This window comes from Geodermatophilus sp. SYSU D00742 (genome assembly GCF_054049935.1).
The window spans coordinates 84,459-99,396 of record NZ_JBJGYJ010000007.1; the positions used below are offsets into that span (position 1 = coordinate 84,459).

A 14,938-nucleotide genomic window follows, 5' to 3' on the forward strand; every position below is an offset into this window, starting at 1 on the left:
TCAGGCCTTCTCCAGGTACTCGGCGCGCTCGTCGGTGGCCAGGGCCGCGACCTCCATGGCCAGGCCCGGGAAGTCGGCCAGCCCGCCCTCGGTGGCGAGCAGCGCGGTGGCCTCGGCCCGGGCCTCGGCGATGAGCTCCTCGTCCTCGAGCAGGGACAGCAGCTTGATCGTCGACCGCCGGCCGGACTGCGCGGCGCCGAGCACGTCGCCCTCGCGGCGGGTCTCGAGGTCCAGCCGGGCCAGCTCGAAGCCGTCGGAGGTGGACGCGACCGCGGCCAGCCGCTGACCGGTGGGCGACGCGGTCGCCGCCTCGCTCACCAGCAGGCACAGCCCCTGGTGCTTGCCGCGGGCGACGCGTCCGCGCAGCTGGTGCAGCTGGCTGACGCCGAAGCGGTCGGCGTCCATGACGACCATCACCGTGGCGTTGGGCACGTCGACGCCGACCTCGACGACCGTGGTCGCGACCAGGACGTCGACGTCGCCGGCGGCGAAGGCGCGCATCCGTGCCTCCTTGTCCTCCGGCGTCATCCGGCCGTGCAGCACCTCCAGGCGCAGCCCGGCCAGCGGCCCGGCACGCAGCTCCTCGGCCACGTCGAGCACGGCCAGTGGCGGACGGCGGTCCGAGGCGTCGTCGGCGGGTGCGCCGTCGGCGTCGTCGGGCTCCTCCTCGGCGCCGGCGTCCTCGCCGATGCGCGGGCAGACGACGTAGGCCTGCCGCCCGGCCGCCACCTCCTCGCGCAGCCGCTCCCAGGCGCGGTCGACCCAGTTCGGCTTCTCCCGCGCCGGCACCACGGAGCTGGCCACCCCGCCGCGGCCGCTGGGCAGCTGCCGCAGCGTGGAGGTCTCGAGGTCGCCGTAGACGGTCATCGCGACGGTGCGCGGGATGGGCGTGGCGGTCATGACCAGCACGTGCGGCGGCCGGTTGCCCTTGGCGCGCAGCGCGTCGCGCTGCTCCACGCCGAAGCGGTGCTGCTCGTCGACGACGACCAGGCCCAGGTCGGCGAAGTCGACGCCCTCCTGCAGCAGCGCGTGGGTGCCGACGACGATGCCGGCGGTGCCGTCGGCGACCGCGGCCCGGGCCTCCCGCCTCGCGGCGGCCTTCTGCGAGCCGGTGAGCAGCACCACCCGGGTGCCCTCCAGCGCGCCGTCGAGCTCACCGGCGCGGCCCAGCGGGCCGAGCAGCGCACGGATGCTGCGGGCGTGCTGGGCGGCGAGCACCTCGGTGGGCGCCAGCAGCGCGGCCTGGCCGCCGGCGTCGACGACCTGGGCCATCGCCCGCAGGGCGACGACGGTCTTGCCGGAGCCGACCTCGCCCTGCAGCAGCCGGTGCATCGGCTGCTCGCGCGCCAGCTCCGCCGACAGCTCCTCCCCCACCTCCCGCTGACCTTCGGTCAGGGCGAACGGCAGCGCGGCGTCCACGGCGTCGAGCAGGCCACCGGACCGCGGCGGCCGGGCGATGCCCGGCTCCAGCGCGGCGGCCTTCCGGCGTGCGGCGAGGGTGAGCTGGAGGGTGAGTGCCTCGTCCCACTTGAGCCGGTGCTCGGCGTGCTCGACGTCCTCGGCGGAGGTCGGGCGGTGGATGTCGAGCAGCGCCGCCGCCAGGCTGGGCAGGCCGTGGCGGGCGCGGATCTCCTCGGGCAGCGGGTCGTCGACGAAGCCGAACCCGCCGGCCGCGTCGAGCAGGAGTTTCACCGACCGCTGGACCACCCAGCTCGAGACGTCCTTGGTGGCCGGGTAGAGCGGGATGAGGGCGCGCGCCCAGTCCTCGTCGTCGTCCCCGGTCATGAGGTGGCAGTCGGGGTGGGCGAACTGCTTGCTGTTGCGGTACTCGCCGACGGTGCCGGCGAACAGGCCCCAGGCGCCCTCGTGCAGGTTGGCGTGCCTGCGGTTGAAGAAGACCAGCTGCATCGAGTTGGCGCCGTCGCCGACGGTCACCTCGGTGAGCGTGCCGGGGCGGTTGCGCATCTTCCGCGTGGACACCTTGCGCACCTGGGCGAGGACCGTGACGCGGTCGCCGACCTGGAGGTCCTCGAGCTTGGTCATCTCCCCGCGGCGGGCGTACCTGCGCGGGTAGTGCCGCAGCAGGTCGCGGACGGTGTGCAGGGACAGCTGCTCGGCCATGGCCTTGGCCGTCTTCGCGCCCAGGACGCGGTCGAGCCGGGTGGACATGTCGACCGCCATCACTCCACCCCCACCTGGAGCGGGACGCCGCCCGGGCCGTCGTAGCGGGTCACCTCCACCATGGGGTGCTGCGTGGCGAGGTGCCGGCAGACCGCGTCGCCGAGGGCGGCGTCGGGGCCGACGACCAGCGTGACCAGCTCCCCGCCGGCCGAGAGCATCCGGTCCAGCAGCTCGCAGGAGACCCCCGCGAGGTCGTCGCCGACCAGCACGACGTCCCCCTCCGCCGACCCGAGGACGTCGCCGGGTCGGCAGGGGCCGGCGCTGGTCAGCGCCGCCTGCTCGGCCCGGGTGACCTCCGCCCACCGGGTGGCTGCGGCGGCCTCGGCCATCGTGATCACGTCGTCGTGGAAACGCCGTGCGGAGTCGGCGACGGCGAGCGCGGCCAGCCCCTGCACGGGGGACCGCGTGGGCACCACGACGACGTCGCGGTCCTCCTCGCGCGCGCGGTCGGCGGCCCGGCCGGCCAGCGCGGTCAGGGCGGGGTCGTTGGGCAGGACGACGACGGCCGCGGCGGCCGACGCGATGATCTCGGCGAGGACGTCGTCCTCGGTGACGCCGTCCGGGCCGCAGGTCACCACCCGGGCGCCCTCGCCGGCGAACAACCCGCCCGGGCCGTCCGCGGGGACGATCGCCACGACCGCCCGCGTGCCGGCGGCCGGTGCCGGTGCCCGGACCGGCGCCAGCGGGGTGACGGCGATGCGGTACGGCCGCCCGGCCTCGATGCCCGCCTCGATGGCGGCACCGACGTCGGTGGTGTGCACGTGCACGTTCCACTCCCGGCCGCCGGGGGTGTCGACGCCGACCACGACCAGGCTGTCGCCGAGCGCGGCCAGCCGGTCGCGCAGCCGGGCGACGGCCGCGTCCTCGCTGTCGGCCAGCAGGTACTGCACCTCGCTACCGGGCCCGGCGGGCGGCTGGTGCGGGAGGTCGGCGGGGTGCCCGTGGGGCCGCGTGGCGCGGCGCACCAGCGGCGGGCGGGACGGCTCGACCCCGGTCACCGTGGTGACCAGCGCGTCGAGCACCAGGCACAGGCCGGCACCCCCGGCGTCGACCACGCCGGCCTCCCGGAGCGCGGCGAGCTGCCCCGGCGTGGCCTCCAGCGCCGCACGGGCGCCGTCGGCCGCCGCCCGGACGACGTCGGCCAGCTCGGTGCTCCCGGCCGCGACCGTGGCCACCGCGGCCTCCGCACCGGCGCGGGCGACCGTGAGGAAGGTCCCCTCCTCGGGGTCGGCGACCGCGGCGTAGGCGGCGTCGGCGGCCTTCTGCAGTGCGGCGGCGAACGACGGACCGTCGGCCGGTGCCGCTCCGGCGAGCTGGTCGGCGAGGCCGCGCAGGAGCTGGGCGAGGATCGTGCCGGAGTTGCCCCGGGCACCGAGGACCGCGCCGCGGGCCAGGGCGGTCCACGGGGACTCCCCCGGGCCGGCCTCGCCCAGCGACGCCAGGGCCGCCTCGGCCGTCAGCAGGAGGTTGGTGCCGGTGTCCCCGTCGGGGACGGGGAAGACGTTGAGGTCGTCGAGCCGACCACGGGAGTCGGACAGGGCCGTGACCGCGGCCCGGCACCACTGTCCGACCGCGGCGTCGTCGAGCGCCGGCAGCACGGGCGGAGGGTACCCACGGACGGCGACAGGACCGCTGTCGCGAGCCGGTCGGCGACCTCACTCACGGGGTCCCCGACGGCGCCGGCGCGGAGCGGCTAGACTGTCGGACGGTCTGTATGCGGTCGCACCTGCGCACCGCCGTCTGTGAACGATTCTTTCTGGGAGTGATCCGCCGTGGCTGCCGTGTGCGATGTCTGTGGCAAGGGGCCCGGTTTCGGTATGTCGGTGTCGCACTCGCACCGCCGCACGCCGCGCCGTTGGAACCCGAACATCCAGTCCGTGCGGGCGCTCGTCGCCCCCGGCAACCGTCGCCGGATCAACGCCTGCACCTCGTGCATCCGCGCCGGCAAGGTCGTCCGCGGCTGATCCCCGCGGGCTGGTCCCACCTCCCGGCTCCAGCCGGGCAGAACCCCGGAGGTCGTCGACCTCCGGGGTTCTTCGCGTGCCGCTCCTGACCCACCGGATCGGCGGTCTCGGACGCGGCAGCGGGTGGACCGGCCGCTACAGCCCGCGGGCGCGGGCGGCCGTGACGACCAGGGCGACGACCGTGTCCAGCGGCAGCGCCGTGGAGTCGACGACCAGGTGGTAGTGGCGGGCCGCCGCCGGGTCGCAGCGGTAGAAGTGCCGCACGTAGCCCTCACGGGCGGCGTCGTTGGCCTCCAGCTCCCGGCGCACCTCCTCGACCGGCCGGCCCGTGCGCGCCACCGCGGCGGCCAGCCGGAGCTCCGGCGGGCCGTCCAGCCGCACGTGCAGCGCCCGCGGCCGGTCCCGCAGGACCAGCGCGGCCGCCCGGCCGAGCACCACGCCACCGGGGCCGTCGGCGATGTCGCAGACGACCCGCTCGGTCTGCAGCCGGAAGGCCCGCTCGTCGGGCTGCGGCGTCATCGGCACGATCCCGCCGACCGGGTCGGGCATCGTGCCCAGCGACGCCACGATCCGCCACAGCCCGCGGGCGACCTTCTCGTCGTTGGCCTCCGCGTCGCTCAGCGGCACGCCCAGCCGCCCCGCCACCTGCACCGGGATGGCGCGGTCGTGGAACTCCAGCCCGAGGCGGTCGGCGACGGCCGGCCCGATCTCCGCTCCCCCGGCCCCGTACGAGGCCGAGATCGTCACGACACCCGCGGTCCCGACGCCCATGCCGGTTCCTCCCCGTCCGCTCGCGCCAGTTCCTTGCCCAGGAACACCGCCCCGGGCGCGTCGGCGTAGATCCCGTACCCGGCCACGGGGGTGTACCCCAGTGCGGCGTAGAGGGCCAGCGCCTCGGGCTGCCGGTCGCCGGAGTTGAGCACGACCGCACGGTGGCCGGCGGCCGCCGCGCTGCGCTCCAGTTCCGTCATGACCACCTGCGCCAGCCCGCGGCGCCGGAACGCCGGCTCCACGTACACGCGCTTGACCTCCACGACGCCGTCCGCGTGCACCCGCCAGGCCCCGCAGCCGGCCGGGACGCCGTCCACCTCGGCGACGAGGAACAGCCCGGCGGGCGGGACGAACTCGGCCGGGTCGACGACGGCCTCGTCCGGCCCCCCGTAGCGGGCCACGTACTCCTGCTGGACGCGCGCGACCAGCGCCCGGGCGACGGGGTCGTCGTAGGGCACCGCGCGCAGCCGGGCCGGCACCCGCTCAGCGGAAGTGGACATGCCCCACCGCCTCCGCACCCACGGACTCCGCGACGGCCGCCGCCGGCTCACCGCCGACCAGCACGGCGGGCGCGGCCGGCGCCTCCCGCACCGCGCCGATCGCCGTCCAGCCGCCGGGCAGTGCGGTGCCCGCGGGGAAGGTCGCGATCAGGGCGTGGTCCTCCCCGCCGGTGAGCACCCACGCCAGCGGGTCGCCCCCGAGCGCCGCGGCGACCTGCTGCAGCGGCCCCGCCGGCTCCAGCGTCGCCCGGACCAGCGCGGCCCGGTCCAGGTCCACCACGACGCCGCTGTCGTGCGCGAGGTGCCCGGCGTCGGCCAGCAGGCCGTCGCTGACGTCGCACATGGCCGTCGCCCCCGCCTCGGCAGCGGCCGGTCCGGCCGCGTAGGGCGGCGCGGGGCGCCGGTGCGCGGCCACCGCCGCCACCGGGCTGGTGAAGCCGCGCCGGAGGACGGCCAGCCCGCAGGCCGACCAGCCCAGCCGCCCGGTCAGCGCCAGGACGTCGCCCGGCCGCGCACCCGAGCGCAGCACCGGGGCGCGACCGCCGAGGTCGCCCAGCGCGGTGACCGAGAGCACGACGGCGGTGCTGTCCGGCGCCGCCGAGACGGTGTCCCCGCCGACGACGGCGGCCCCCAGCGGGGCGCACTCCTCGGCCAGACCGGCGGCGACGCCCTCCAGCCACGCGGTGGAGGTGTCGGGCGGGCAGGCCAGCCCGACCAGCAGCGCGGTGGTCACGCCACCCATCGCCGCGACGTCGGCGAGGTTGGCCGCCGCGGCCTTGTGCCCGATGTCCTCGGCCGAGGACCAGTCCCGCCGGAAGTGGCGGCCCTCCACGAGGACGTCGGTGGTCGCCACGACCCGCCCGTCGGGGGCCCGCAGCACCGCGGCGTCGTCCCCCGGCCCCACCTCGGCGACCCGTGCGGCCCCCGCGTGGGCGAGGACGCGGGCGATGACGCCGAACTCGCCGACGACCCGCACGCTGTCGGCGGGGTCCTCCCGGGGCACCAGTGGTCGAGGGCGAGTCACCGGTCACCCTCCACCGCTGAGGTAGGTTGCCCAACTGTCCGCCCAGCGGCGCGGACGCCGCACCGGCAGCGCTGCCCGAGGAAAGGTCTCCCGTGGTCCACGCCTACATCCTCATCCAGACCGAAGTCGGCAAGGCCGCCCAGGTCGCCACGACGATCAGCCAGATCTCGGGCGTGACCAAGGCCGAGGACGTCACGGGTCCCTACGACGTGATCGTGCGCGCCGAGGCCGAGACCGTCGACGAGCTCGGCCGCCTCGTGGTCGCCCGCGTGCAGTCGGTCGACGGGATCACCCGCACGCTGACCTGCCCCGTCGTCAACATCTGAGCGCCCTGACCGAGAACCTCCCACCCCGCGACCCCGCCCCGGCCGGGGCGGCGGCCGAGGAGACCCCGGCTCCGGCGCGGACCCGCCCCGACGACCCGCTGCGGCGGATCGCGCTGCTGGTCACCGCGGTGGTCGTGCCGCTGGTCGTCGTGCTGCTGGTGCTCGTCCGCGTCGTGGACGACGGCAGGGGGGACGACGGCGGCCAGGGCGTGGCCGAGGTCGAGGGCTCCCCCGCCCCCGGCCGCGCGGAACTGCCGCCCCTGCCGGTGGAGGTGCCGCCGGTGACCCCGGAGGCCGACGCGTCCTGCCCGGCGCTGATGGCCGCGCTGCCGCTGGAGCTCGCCGGCGAGCCGTCCCGGCCGGTGCAGTCGGACTCGCCGTACGCCTACGCGTGGGGGGACCCGCCGATCGTGCTGGTGTGCGGTGTCGACCGCCCCGCGGGGCTGGAGCCGACGTCCCCGCTGATCCAGATCAACGGTGTGAACTGGTTCGTCGACACCACCGACCCCGACTCGGTCGTCTGGACCGCCGTCGACCGCCCCGTCCACCTCCAGGTGACCGTCAGCGCCGACACCGACAGCGCGCCGGTCACGGCGCTGGGCCCGGTCATCGGCGACACCCTCCCGATCCGCCAGCCGTAGCCGGTCAGGACGGCGGGAGGCGCTCCAGCTGGTCGGCCAGCACGGCGTGCACCTCGTCGGTGGCGGCCGTCACCGACTCCGCGACCGCGCTCACGCCGACGCTGAAGACCCCGTGCCCGCACCAGGCGGACACCGCGGGCCCGGGCAGCCCCGTGGCCGGGTCGGCCTCGTCCACCGTCAGCAGCCGGCAGCCGCCGGGCAGGTGGGGCGGGTCCTCGCGCAGCACGGTGCCGTAGAGGGCCGCCTCGTTCTCGGCGAGGTCCCGCGCGTACCCGCCCGCGCCGGCGCGGGTCTCGAACTGGTCGACGAACACGCTGGTCACCGGTCCACTCCCGGAGCTCCAGAAGCGCTCCCAGCCGTACCGGTACCCGTACTCCTCGAGCACCTCGGCCTCCCGGCCCGGGTCGAGGGAGTAGGCGGCGACGTCGTGGGCCGACTTCTCGCCGGCGGGCGGTGAGAGGTCCTCGTCGGGCACCCGCGGCAGCCCCGAGGGCACCGTCGCGACGACGAGCTCCTCCAGCTCCTCCGGGCTGGCCGGGGTGGGGTCGGCGGGTGCCGCGTTGGCCGCGCCCTCGACGGTCGTGGTGCACCCGGTGAGGGCAGCGGGCACCAGCCCGAGCAGCAGCGCCGTCCCCCCGAGCCGGGCCGGCACCGGCGGGGTCACGCCCGCGCGCCGCCGTCCAGCGCCGGGGCCGCCGGGCGGGCGGCGACCAGCGCCGCCTCGACCAGCCGGTCCACCAGCCCGGCGAAGTCCACGCCGGTCGCCGCCCACATCCGCGGGAACATCGAGATGGGGGTGAACCCCGGCATCGTGTTCACCTCGTTGATGACCAGCCGCTCGGCGCCGTCGGGGCCCTCGCCGAGGAAGAAGTCGACCCGGGCCAGGCCCTGGCAGTCCATCGCCAGGTAGGCCCGGCAGGCCGCCGCCTGCACCGCGCGGGTCTGCTCCGGGGTCAGGTCGGCCGGGACGTCGAACTCGGCGGCGTCGGCCAGGTACTTGGCGGTGAAGTCGTACCAGTCGGTGCCCGGGCGCAACCGGATCTCGGCCGGGAGGCTGGCCTCGGGCGGCCCGCCGTCGGGGCCGGCCAGGACGCCGCACTCGATCTCCCGGCCGGGGACGGCGGCCTCGACGACCACCTTCGCGTCGACCGCCGCCGCGGTGGCCACCGCCTCGGGGAACTGCGCCCAGTCGGTGACCCGGCTGATCCCGATGCTGGAGCCGGCCCGGGACGGCTTCACGAACACCGGCAGGCCCAGCCGCTCGCGGGCGGCGTCGTCGAGCAGCGCGGGGTCGGCCGACAGCGCACCGGCGGCGTCGCGGAGCACCACGTGGTCGCCCTGCGGCAGCCCGGCGGCGGCGAGCAGCTTCTTGGTGAACTCCTTGTCCATCGAGGCGGCGCTGGCGAAGACGCCGGACCCCACGTAGGGCAGGCCGCTCATCTCCAGCAGGCCCTGGATGGTGCCGTCCTCGCCGTAGGCGCCGTGCAGCACCGGGAAGACGACGTCCAGCTCGATCCGTGCGCCCTCGCCGTCCAGCCGCACCAGGCCCCGGCCGGCGGGGTCGCCCACCAGGGTCACCGCCGTCCCACCGGTGACCTCCGGCAGCACACCGTCGACGATCGTCAGCCGCAGCGAGGGGTCGGGCAGCACCCACCCGCCGTCCCGGGTGATGCCGACGGGGACCACGTCGTACCGGTCGGGGTCCAGCGCCGCGAGGACGCTCCCGGCGGAGACGCAGGAGATGGGGTGTTCCGCGCTGCGGCCGCCGAAGACGACCCCGACCCGCAGCTTGCCTGCCTGTCCGCTCATCGCGGCCGACACTAGTGGAGCGCCCCACCTCCGCCCCGGCGACCGGCGGGACCACGCGCGCCACGGAGCTGGTGGGCGGGTGGTGTGGGAGCCTCGACGCACGATGCGCGAGAACGTGGCTGCCGCCTCCGGCGGGGACCTGCCCGGGACGACGACCGGCGCCGGCGGGCCGTCCCGCTCCCACCCGCGGGCGCTGCGGCTGGCCGGCGCCGCGGTGCACCTCTACACCGCCAGCGGCACCGTGCTGGCGCTGCTGATCGTGCTGGCCGCCTTCGACGGGGACGCGGTCACCGCGCTGTGGCTGGGCCTGGCCGCCCTGGTGATCGACGGCACGGACGGGATGCTGGCGCGCCGGATGCGGGTCAAGGAGACGATCCCCTGGTTCGACGGGGCCCGGCTGGACGACATCGTCGACTACCTGACCTACGTCTTCGCGCCGGTCGTCCTGCTGTGGACCACCGGCTCGCTGCCGGGCGGGGCCCTCGGCTGGGTGGTGGCCGCGCTGCCGCTGCTGGCGTCGAGCTACCAGTTCTGCCGGGTCGACGCGAAGACCGACGACCACACCTTCCTCGGCTTCCCCAGTTACTGGAACGTGGTGGCGTTCTACGCGATCGTGCTCGACGCCGCCCCCTGGGTCACGACCGCCTTCGTGGTGGTGTTCGCGGTGCTCGTGTTCGTCCCCGTCCGCTACCTCTACCCGTCCCGGACCACCGCGCTGCAGGGGCTGAGCCTGGTGCTGACGGCGGTCTGGCTGGTCTCCTACGCCGTCCTGCTGCTGCAGGTGCCCGACCCGCACCCGGTGGTCGTCGTCCTGTCGCTGACGTACCTCGTCTACTACCTGGGCGTCAGCGGCTGGCTGACCGCGCGCGCGGCCCACCGCCGGCGCCGCGACGACCGTGCCGCGGGCCTGAGCCCCGTCGCCTGACCGCGGTCAGCGCAGCAGGGGCGAGCGCAGCACCAGCTCCACGTTGCGGTCCTGGGGCCGGCCGGCCAGGCCGGAGGAGAGCCCGGCCCACGGCACGTTGGCCGACAGCTCACGGTGCAGCGAGGCCAGTGCTGCCGGCTGGCGCGCCGCGGGGTCGAGCGGGTCCGGCGGCCGGGCCGGGCTGTCGTGGTCGACCATCGTGCAGACCAGCGACAACGTGCCGTCGCCGTTGTCGACGAACTCCACCAGCCGCGCCTGCCCCGGCCAGTCGACGACCGCGCAGGTGGTGACCTCCCAGAAGCCGCGGCCGGCCTCCTCCGGGTGCGCCCACGGCCGCACCTCGCTGACGTGGGTGTGCCCGTTGAGCCACAGGACGACGTTGGGGAACCGGTGCAGCAGCGCGACCAGGTCGGGCCCCCCGAGGACGTCGGCCCCCGCGCCGGGCCGCGGGTGCAGCGGGTCCTCCCGCGTCAGCGTGGAGAAGCCGTGGTGGGAGATGACGACGACCAGCCGGTCCTCGTTGCCGGTCGCGACCCGCGTGCCGTCGGCCTCCACGACCACCGAGGAGACCTCGCGCAGCCGCTCGGCCAGCCAGCGGCCCTGGACGGCGTCGATCGAGCCGTCGCCGCCGCCGGTGACCCGGGTGGTGTCCAGGCAGACGACCCGGATGCCGGGCAGCCCGTCCCAGGCGTAGTACGCCGTCCCGTCCCGGAGGTTGGCCTCGGTGAACCCGTGACCGGCCGGCTCCCCGCCGTCGGCGAGGTGGGCGGCGACGAAGTCCCCGCGGTCGATGAACCGCCGCGCGGCCAGGGGCGTGACGGTGCGTGCGCCGGCGGTCGTGAACACCTCCGAGGAGTGCGTGAACAGCCGCAGCGCGTCGTCCAGCGGCACGTCGGAGGCGAACTCGACGGGCTTGCGGTCGGCGAGCAGGAGGCCCTGCAGCGCCGGCGTGGGCACCCCCACGCCCTGGATCAGCGCCTCGTGGTTGCCGTGGCAGCCCAGCCACGGCAGCCGCAGCCCCTCCGCCCGGAAGGACGCGAACGCGGCGGCCAGCAGGCCCGGACGGTCGGGGAAGCCGTGCCGCGACCGGTACAGGTCCGGCTCTCCCCCGCCGTCGCACTCCGGGCGCCAGAACAGGTCGTGCGGCCAGCCCGAGGCCTGCACACCGTCGTAGGCGGTCAGCCCCGCCCCGGGCCACACCGGCCCGCCGCCCAGGATGTCCAGGAGCAGCCCGAGCTCGTTCCACTGGGCGTTGTCGATGGCGTCGCCGGTGGTGACCACCACCTGCACCGGGTGTCCGGTGCGCGGCCCGCCGGAGAGCCCGTTGAGCGTGCGGACCAGCGCGTCGATCGCGTGCGCGGTGATCGCCTCCTGCGGCCGGTGCATCGGCACGAGGGCACGCATCCGCGGATCGGTGAAGTGGCCGTTGAAGAACTCGAAGCGGGCCGGGGAGCAGACGTCGGCCAGCTGCATGTCGGTGACGTGGGCCAGGCACGCCACCGGCCGGACGCCGGTGCGCGGGCGCTGCCAGGTGGAGCCGACGAGCTCACGACGGGTCCGGTGCGGTTCGCCCGGGTGCCAGGCCAGACCGAGGTAGTCGGTGTCCCGGCCGCGCCGCAGCACGGGGCCCGCGCCCAGGACGCGCTCGAGGGTCGTGCGGCTCATGCAGGGACGGTCGTCGACTCGAGCACGGTGTCGGGGTGCCCCGTGCCCCCGGCGGCCGAACGCGGCATCACAGCGCCTCGAGCGCGGCGGCGAGGTCGGCGGTGAGGTCGGCGGTGTCCTCGATGCCGCAGGAGAGCCGCACGAAGCCGGCCGGGACCGCGTCGCCGCCCCACTGCGCCCGCCGGTCGATCGTGCTGTGCACCCCGCCGAAGCTGGTCGCGGCCGTCCACAGCCGGGTGGCGGCCAGCAGGCGGCCCACCGCCGCCTCGTCGACCAGCTCGGCGGAGACCACCCCGTTGGGGCGCAGCATCTGCCGGGTGGCCAGCTCGTGGGACGGGTCCCCGGTCCGCCACGGCCAGCGCACGCCGCTCACCGCGGGCGATGCCGCGAGGAGGTCCGCGACGGCCGCGGCGTTCCGCGCCTGACGGGCCAGCCGCAGGTCGAGCGTGCTCATCGAGCGGTGCCCGAGCCACGCCTCGAACGGCCCCGGCGTGCCGCCGGTGTGGTCGCGGAAGGCCTTCATGCGGGCGTACAGCTCGGCATCGGTGGTGCTGACGTGCCCGAGCAGCAGGTCGCTGTGGCCGGTGAGCGCCTTGGTGTCGCTGCCCACGGTGAGGTCGGCGCCGAGGGCCAGGGGCCGCTGCCCCAGCGGGGTCGCGGTGGTGTTGTCGACGGCGAGCAGCGCGCCGGCCGCCCGGGTGGCACGGGCCACCGCGGCGATGTCGCAGACGTCCAGCTGCGGGTTGCTCGGGGTCTCCAGCAGCACCAGCCGGGCGCCGTCCAGGTCGCCCCGGGCGGCGACCTCCTCGATCTCCGGCGTGGCCACGTACTCGACCCGGACGCCGAAGCGCTCCAGCTCCTCGCGGGCCAGCATCCGGGTCGCGTAGTAGCCGTCCGAGGGCAGCACGACGCGGTCGCCGGCGCGGGCGGTGGCCAGCACCGCCGCGCTGATCGCGGCCATGCCGGTGGCGAAGGACAGGCAGCGGCCGCCGTCGAGCTCCCCGACGGCGTCCTCGAACACCCGCAGCGTCGGGTGCTCGGTGCGGGCGTAGGCGTCGGCGCCGCCGGCGCGGGGTGGCTGGTCACCCAGGTGGTAGGGCGCGGCGAAGACCGGGGAGGGCCGCAGCGGGGCGCCCGGCACGGGCGCCGGCTCCCCCGCCCGCACCGACCGGGTGCCGTCGCCCCAGGAGTGGTCGCTCACTCGGGCTTCGCCTCCCTCGACATGATCTCCTTCACCATCTGCGCGGCCGGCACGCCCTCGTGACAGACCCGGACGACGGCCTCGGTCAGCGGCATGTCCACCCCGTGCGCACGGGCGAGGTCCAGCACCGGCCGGCAGCTCTTGACCCCCTCGGCGACCTGCCGGGTGGTCTGCTGGACCTCCTCCAGGGTCATGCCGCGACCGAGCTTCTCCCCGAAGGTGCGGTTGCGCGACAGCGGCGAGCTGCAGGTGGCCACCAGGTCACCGAGGCCGGCCAGGCCGGCGAAGGTGGTCAGCTCCGCACCGAGGGCCATCCCCAGCCGGGCGGTCTCGGCCAGCCCACGGGTGATCAGCGAGGCCCGGGTGTTGTCGCCGAAACCCATGCCCTCGGTGATGCCGCAGGCCAGCGCGATGACGTTCTTCACCGCGCCGCCGAGCTCGCAGCCCACGAGGTCCCGGTTGGTGTACGGCCGGAAGTACGGGGTGTGGCAGGCGGCCTGCACCTGCGCCGCCCGCTCCTGGTCGGTGCAGGCGATGACGGTCGCGGCAGGCTGCTCCTCGGCGATCTCCCGCGCCAGGTTCGGGCCCGACAGCGCCGCCACGCGCTCGGCGCCGGCCCCGGTGATCTCGCAGATCACCTGGCTCATCCGCTTGGTGCTGCCGAGCTCGATGCCCTTCATCAGCGACAGCAGCACCGCGTCGCCGGGCAGCAGCGGCGCCCACTCGGTGAGGTTGTCCCGCAGCGACTGCGACGGGACGGCGAGGACGACGATCTCCGCGCCCTGCAGCGCCTCGGCGGGGTCGGTGGTGGCCCGCAGCCGGTCCGGCAGCGCGATGCCGGGCAGGTAGTCGGGGTTCTCCCGCGTCTCGCTGATCGCCCGGGCGAGCTCGGCACGCCGGGCGTGCAGGGTGACCGCGCAGCCGGCGTCGGCCAGCACCTTGGCGAAGGTGGTGCCCCACGAGCCGGCGCCCAGCACCGCGGCGCGGGTGCCGTGCTCCGGCACGATCCCGCTCACGCCGCGCTCCCCGGCAGGTCGCCGGGCAGGGTGTGCCGGGGGCGGGGGGCGAAGGACGCCGGAGCCGGTTCCCCGCGCACCTCGGCCAGCTGGTCGCGGACGGCGCCCATCATCCGGTCGGTCACCTCGCGCAGCAGCTCCCCCGTCAACGGCCGGCCGGCGCGCACCTCGGCCCGCAGGTCCGTGAGGTCCACCGGCTCCCCGATCAGGTACTCGGCCGGCACGCGCAGCCGTGGGTGCAGCTTCTTGGCGTGGTAGTCGTGCAGCCGCTGCGGGCCCCACTGCGCCACCGGCAGCACGACCGCGTCGGTGCTCAGCGCCAGCCGGGCGACCCCCGTGCGGGCCTCCATCGGCCACCAGCCCGGGTCCCGGGTGACCGAGCCCTCCGGGTAGATCACGACGACGTTGCCGGCGGCGAGGTCGGCCTCGGCGGCCGCGAGCGACGAGCGCGCGTCGGCCGAGCCCCGGGCCACCGGGATCTGGCCGGCGGCGCGCAGGATCGGCCCGGCGAGCCCCTTGAACACCGACGCCTTGGCCAGGAAGTGCGGCACCCGGCCGCAGTCCCACACCAGCCGCGCGCACGCCAGGGGGTCGAGGACCGACACGTGGTTGGCCACGACCAGCACCGGCCCGGTGCGCGGGAAGCGCTCGGGGTGGCGGTAGCGCAGCCGGAACAGCAGCGAGGACACCGGGTACACGACGACGACGCACAGCCAGAGGGCCGGCGGGAGCGGCTTCCGGGTACGCCACCGGGACGGCGCTCGTCCGGGTCGGCCCGCGAGCCCGGCCTCCGGGGACCGGTCGTGGCTCACCGGCGACTCCCTCCTGCTGCTCCCGCGCTCCTGCCGCGCCGGATGTGATCTGCGTCCATGATCGGGCCTGCGCCCGCCCCGGCGCTCCACCGGGGTCCCGGCA

General features: G+C 76.2%; 15 protein-coding genes. 4 read left to right on the top strand and 11 right to left on the bottom strand.

Features of this window, described 5'->3' with window-relative positions; translation table 11 throughout:
- The gene (gene recG, locus ACI78V_RS07145) at positions 1 to 2,181 is read right to left on the bottom strand and encodes an ATP-dependent DNA helicase RecG (RefSeq protein ID WP_456850136.1); all 2,181 of its coding nucleotides are present in this window, start codon (positions 2,179 to 2,181) and stop codon (positions 1 to 3) included.
- Positions 2,181 to 3,779, bottom strand: coding sequence for a DAK2 domain-containing protein (locus ACI78V_RS07150; RefSeq protein ID WP_456850137.1), 1,599 nt, complete (start codon positions 3,777 to 3,779; stop codon positions 2,181 to 2,183). The genes recG and ACI78V_RS07150 overlap by 1 nt, the downstream gene beginning before the upstream one ends.
- A 183-nt stretch (positions 3,780 to 3,962) precedes the next feature.
- On the opposite strand from ACI78V_RS07150, the gene rpmB reads away from it, so the two are divergent.
- The gene (gene rpmB, locus ACI78V_RS07155) at positions 3,963 to 4,145 is read left to right on the top strand and encodes a 50S ribosomal protein L28 (protein ID WP_446423268.1); all 183 of its coding nucleotides are present in this window, start codon (positions 3,963 to 3,965) and stop codon (positions 4,143 to 4,145) included.
- Positions 4,146 to 4,280: 135 nt separating this feature from the next.
- Here the strand turns inward: rpmB and ACI78V_RS07160 are convergent, their stop codons facing one another.
- Genes ACI78V_RS07160 through ACI78V_RS07170 form a run of 3 tightly spaced genes read right to left on the bottom strand, consistent with a single transcriptional unit; the run spans position 4,281 to position 6,440 of the window.
- Positions 4,281 to 4,916, bottom strand: a complete 636-nt coding sequence (locus ACI78V_RS07160; RefSeq protein WP_456850138.1) for a cytidylate kinase-like family protein — start codon at positions 4,914 to 4,916, stop codon at positions 4,281 to 4,283.
- A complete protein-coding gene (locus tag ACI78V_RS07165) occupies positions 4,889 to 5,416 on the bottom strand; it encodes a GNAT family N-acetyltransferase (protein WP_456850139.1) in 528 nt (175 codons plus the stop codon). The genes ACI78V_RS07160 and ACI78V_RS07165 overlap by 28 nt, the downstream gene beginning before the upstream one ends.
- Positions 5,400 to 6,440: a thiamine-phosphate kinase gene (locus ACI78V_RS07170; protein WP_456850140.1), complete on the bottom strand. Its 1,041-nt coding sequence runs from the start codon at positions 6,438 to 6,440 to the stop codon at positions 5,400 to 5,402. The genes ACI78V_RS07165 and ACI78V_RS07170 overlap by 17 nt, the downstream gene beginning before the upstream one ends.
- Positions 6,441 to 6,532: 92 nt before the next feature.
- Between ACI78V_RS07170 and ACI78V_RS07175 the strand changes: the two genes are divergently transcribed.
- Together ACI78V_RS07175 and ACI78V_RS07180 are read left to right on the top strand one after the other, a co-directional pair.
- Positions 6,533 to 6,766, top strand: a complete 234-nt coding sequence (locus ACI78V_RS07175; RefSeq protein ID WP_456850141.1) for an Lrp/AsnC ligand binding domain-containing protein — start codon at positions 6,533 to 6,535, stop codon at positions 6,764 to 6,766.
- A 134-nt stretch (positions 6,767 to 6,900) separates the two neighbouring features.
- Positions 6,901 to 7,407, top strand: coding sequence for a DUF3515 domain-containing protein (locus ACI78V_RS07180; protein ID WP_456850142.1), 507 nt, complete (start codon positions 6,901 to 6,903; stop codon positions 7,405 to 7,407).
- Positions 7,408 to 7,411: 4 nt separating this feature from the next.
- On the opposite strand, the gene ACI78V_RS07185 is transcribed toward ACI78V_RS07180, so the two are convergent.
- Entirely contained in the window at positions 7,412 to 8,071 is a 660-nt protein-coding gene (locus tag ACI78V_RS07185) for a hypothetical protein (protein ID WP_456850143.1), read from the bottom strand.
- Complete coding sequence (locus ACI78V_RS07190) at positions 8,068 to 9,216, bottom strand: D-alanine--D-alanine ligase family protein (RefSeq protein WP_456850144.1); 1,149 nt, start codon at positions 9,214 to 9,216, stop codon at positions 8,068 to 8,070. The genes ACI78V_RS07185 and ACI78V_RS07190 overlap by 4 nt, the downstream gene beginning before the upstream one ends.
- Positions 9,217 to 9,319: 103 nt before the next feature.
- Here ACI78V_RS07190 and ACI78V_RS07195 point away from each other — a divergent pair, with 103 nt between their 5' ends.
- On the top strand, positions 9,320 to 10,141 hold the full coding sequence (locus ACI78V_RS07195; RefSeq protein ID WP_456850145.1) for a CDP-alcohol phosphatidyltransferase family protein: 822 nt from the start codon (positions 9,320 to 9,322) through the stop codon (positions 10,139 to 10,141).
- A gap of 6 nt (positions 10,142 to 10,147) precedes the next feature.
- On the opposite strand, the gene ACI78V_RS07200 is transcribed toward ACI78V_RS07195, so the two are convergent.
- The 4 genes from ACI78V_RS07200 to ACI78V_RS07215 form a co-directional block, all read right to left on the bottom strand.
- Entirely contained in the window at positions 10,148 to 11,806 is a 1,659-nt protein-coding gene (locus tag ACI78V_RS07200; RefSeq protein WP_456850146.1) for a TIGR03767 family metallophosphoesterase, read from the bottom strand.
- A gap of 67 nt (positions 11,807 to 11,873) precedes the next feature.
- Positions 11,874 to 13,007, bottom strand: a complete 1,134-nt coding sequence (locus ACI78V_RS07205; RefSeq protein WP_456850147.1) for a cystathionine gamma-lyase — start codon at positions 13,005 to 13,007, stop codon at positions 11,874 to 11,876.
- The gene (locus ACI78V_RS07210) at positions 13,004 to 14,023 is read right to left on the bottom strand and encodes an NAD(P)H-dependent glycerol-3-phosphate dehydrogenase (protein ID WP_456850148.1); all 1,020 of its coding nucleotides are present in this window, start codon (positions 14,021 to 14,023) and stop codon (positions 13,004 to 13,006) included. Before ACI78V_RS07210 ends, ACI78V_RS07205 begins: the two co-directional genes overlap by 4 nt.
- The gene (locus ACI78V_RS07215) at positions 14,020 to 14,835 is read right to left on the bottom strand and encodes a lysophospholipid acyltransferase family protein (RefSeq protein WP_456850149.1); all 816 of its coding nucleotides are present in this window, start codon (positions 14,833 to 14,835) and stop codon (positions 14,020 to 14,022) included. Before ACI78V_RS07215 ends, ACI78V_RS07210 begins: the two co-directional genes overlap by 4 nt.
- Between the last annotated feature and the right edge of the window lie 103 nt (positions 14,836 to 14,938).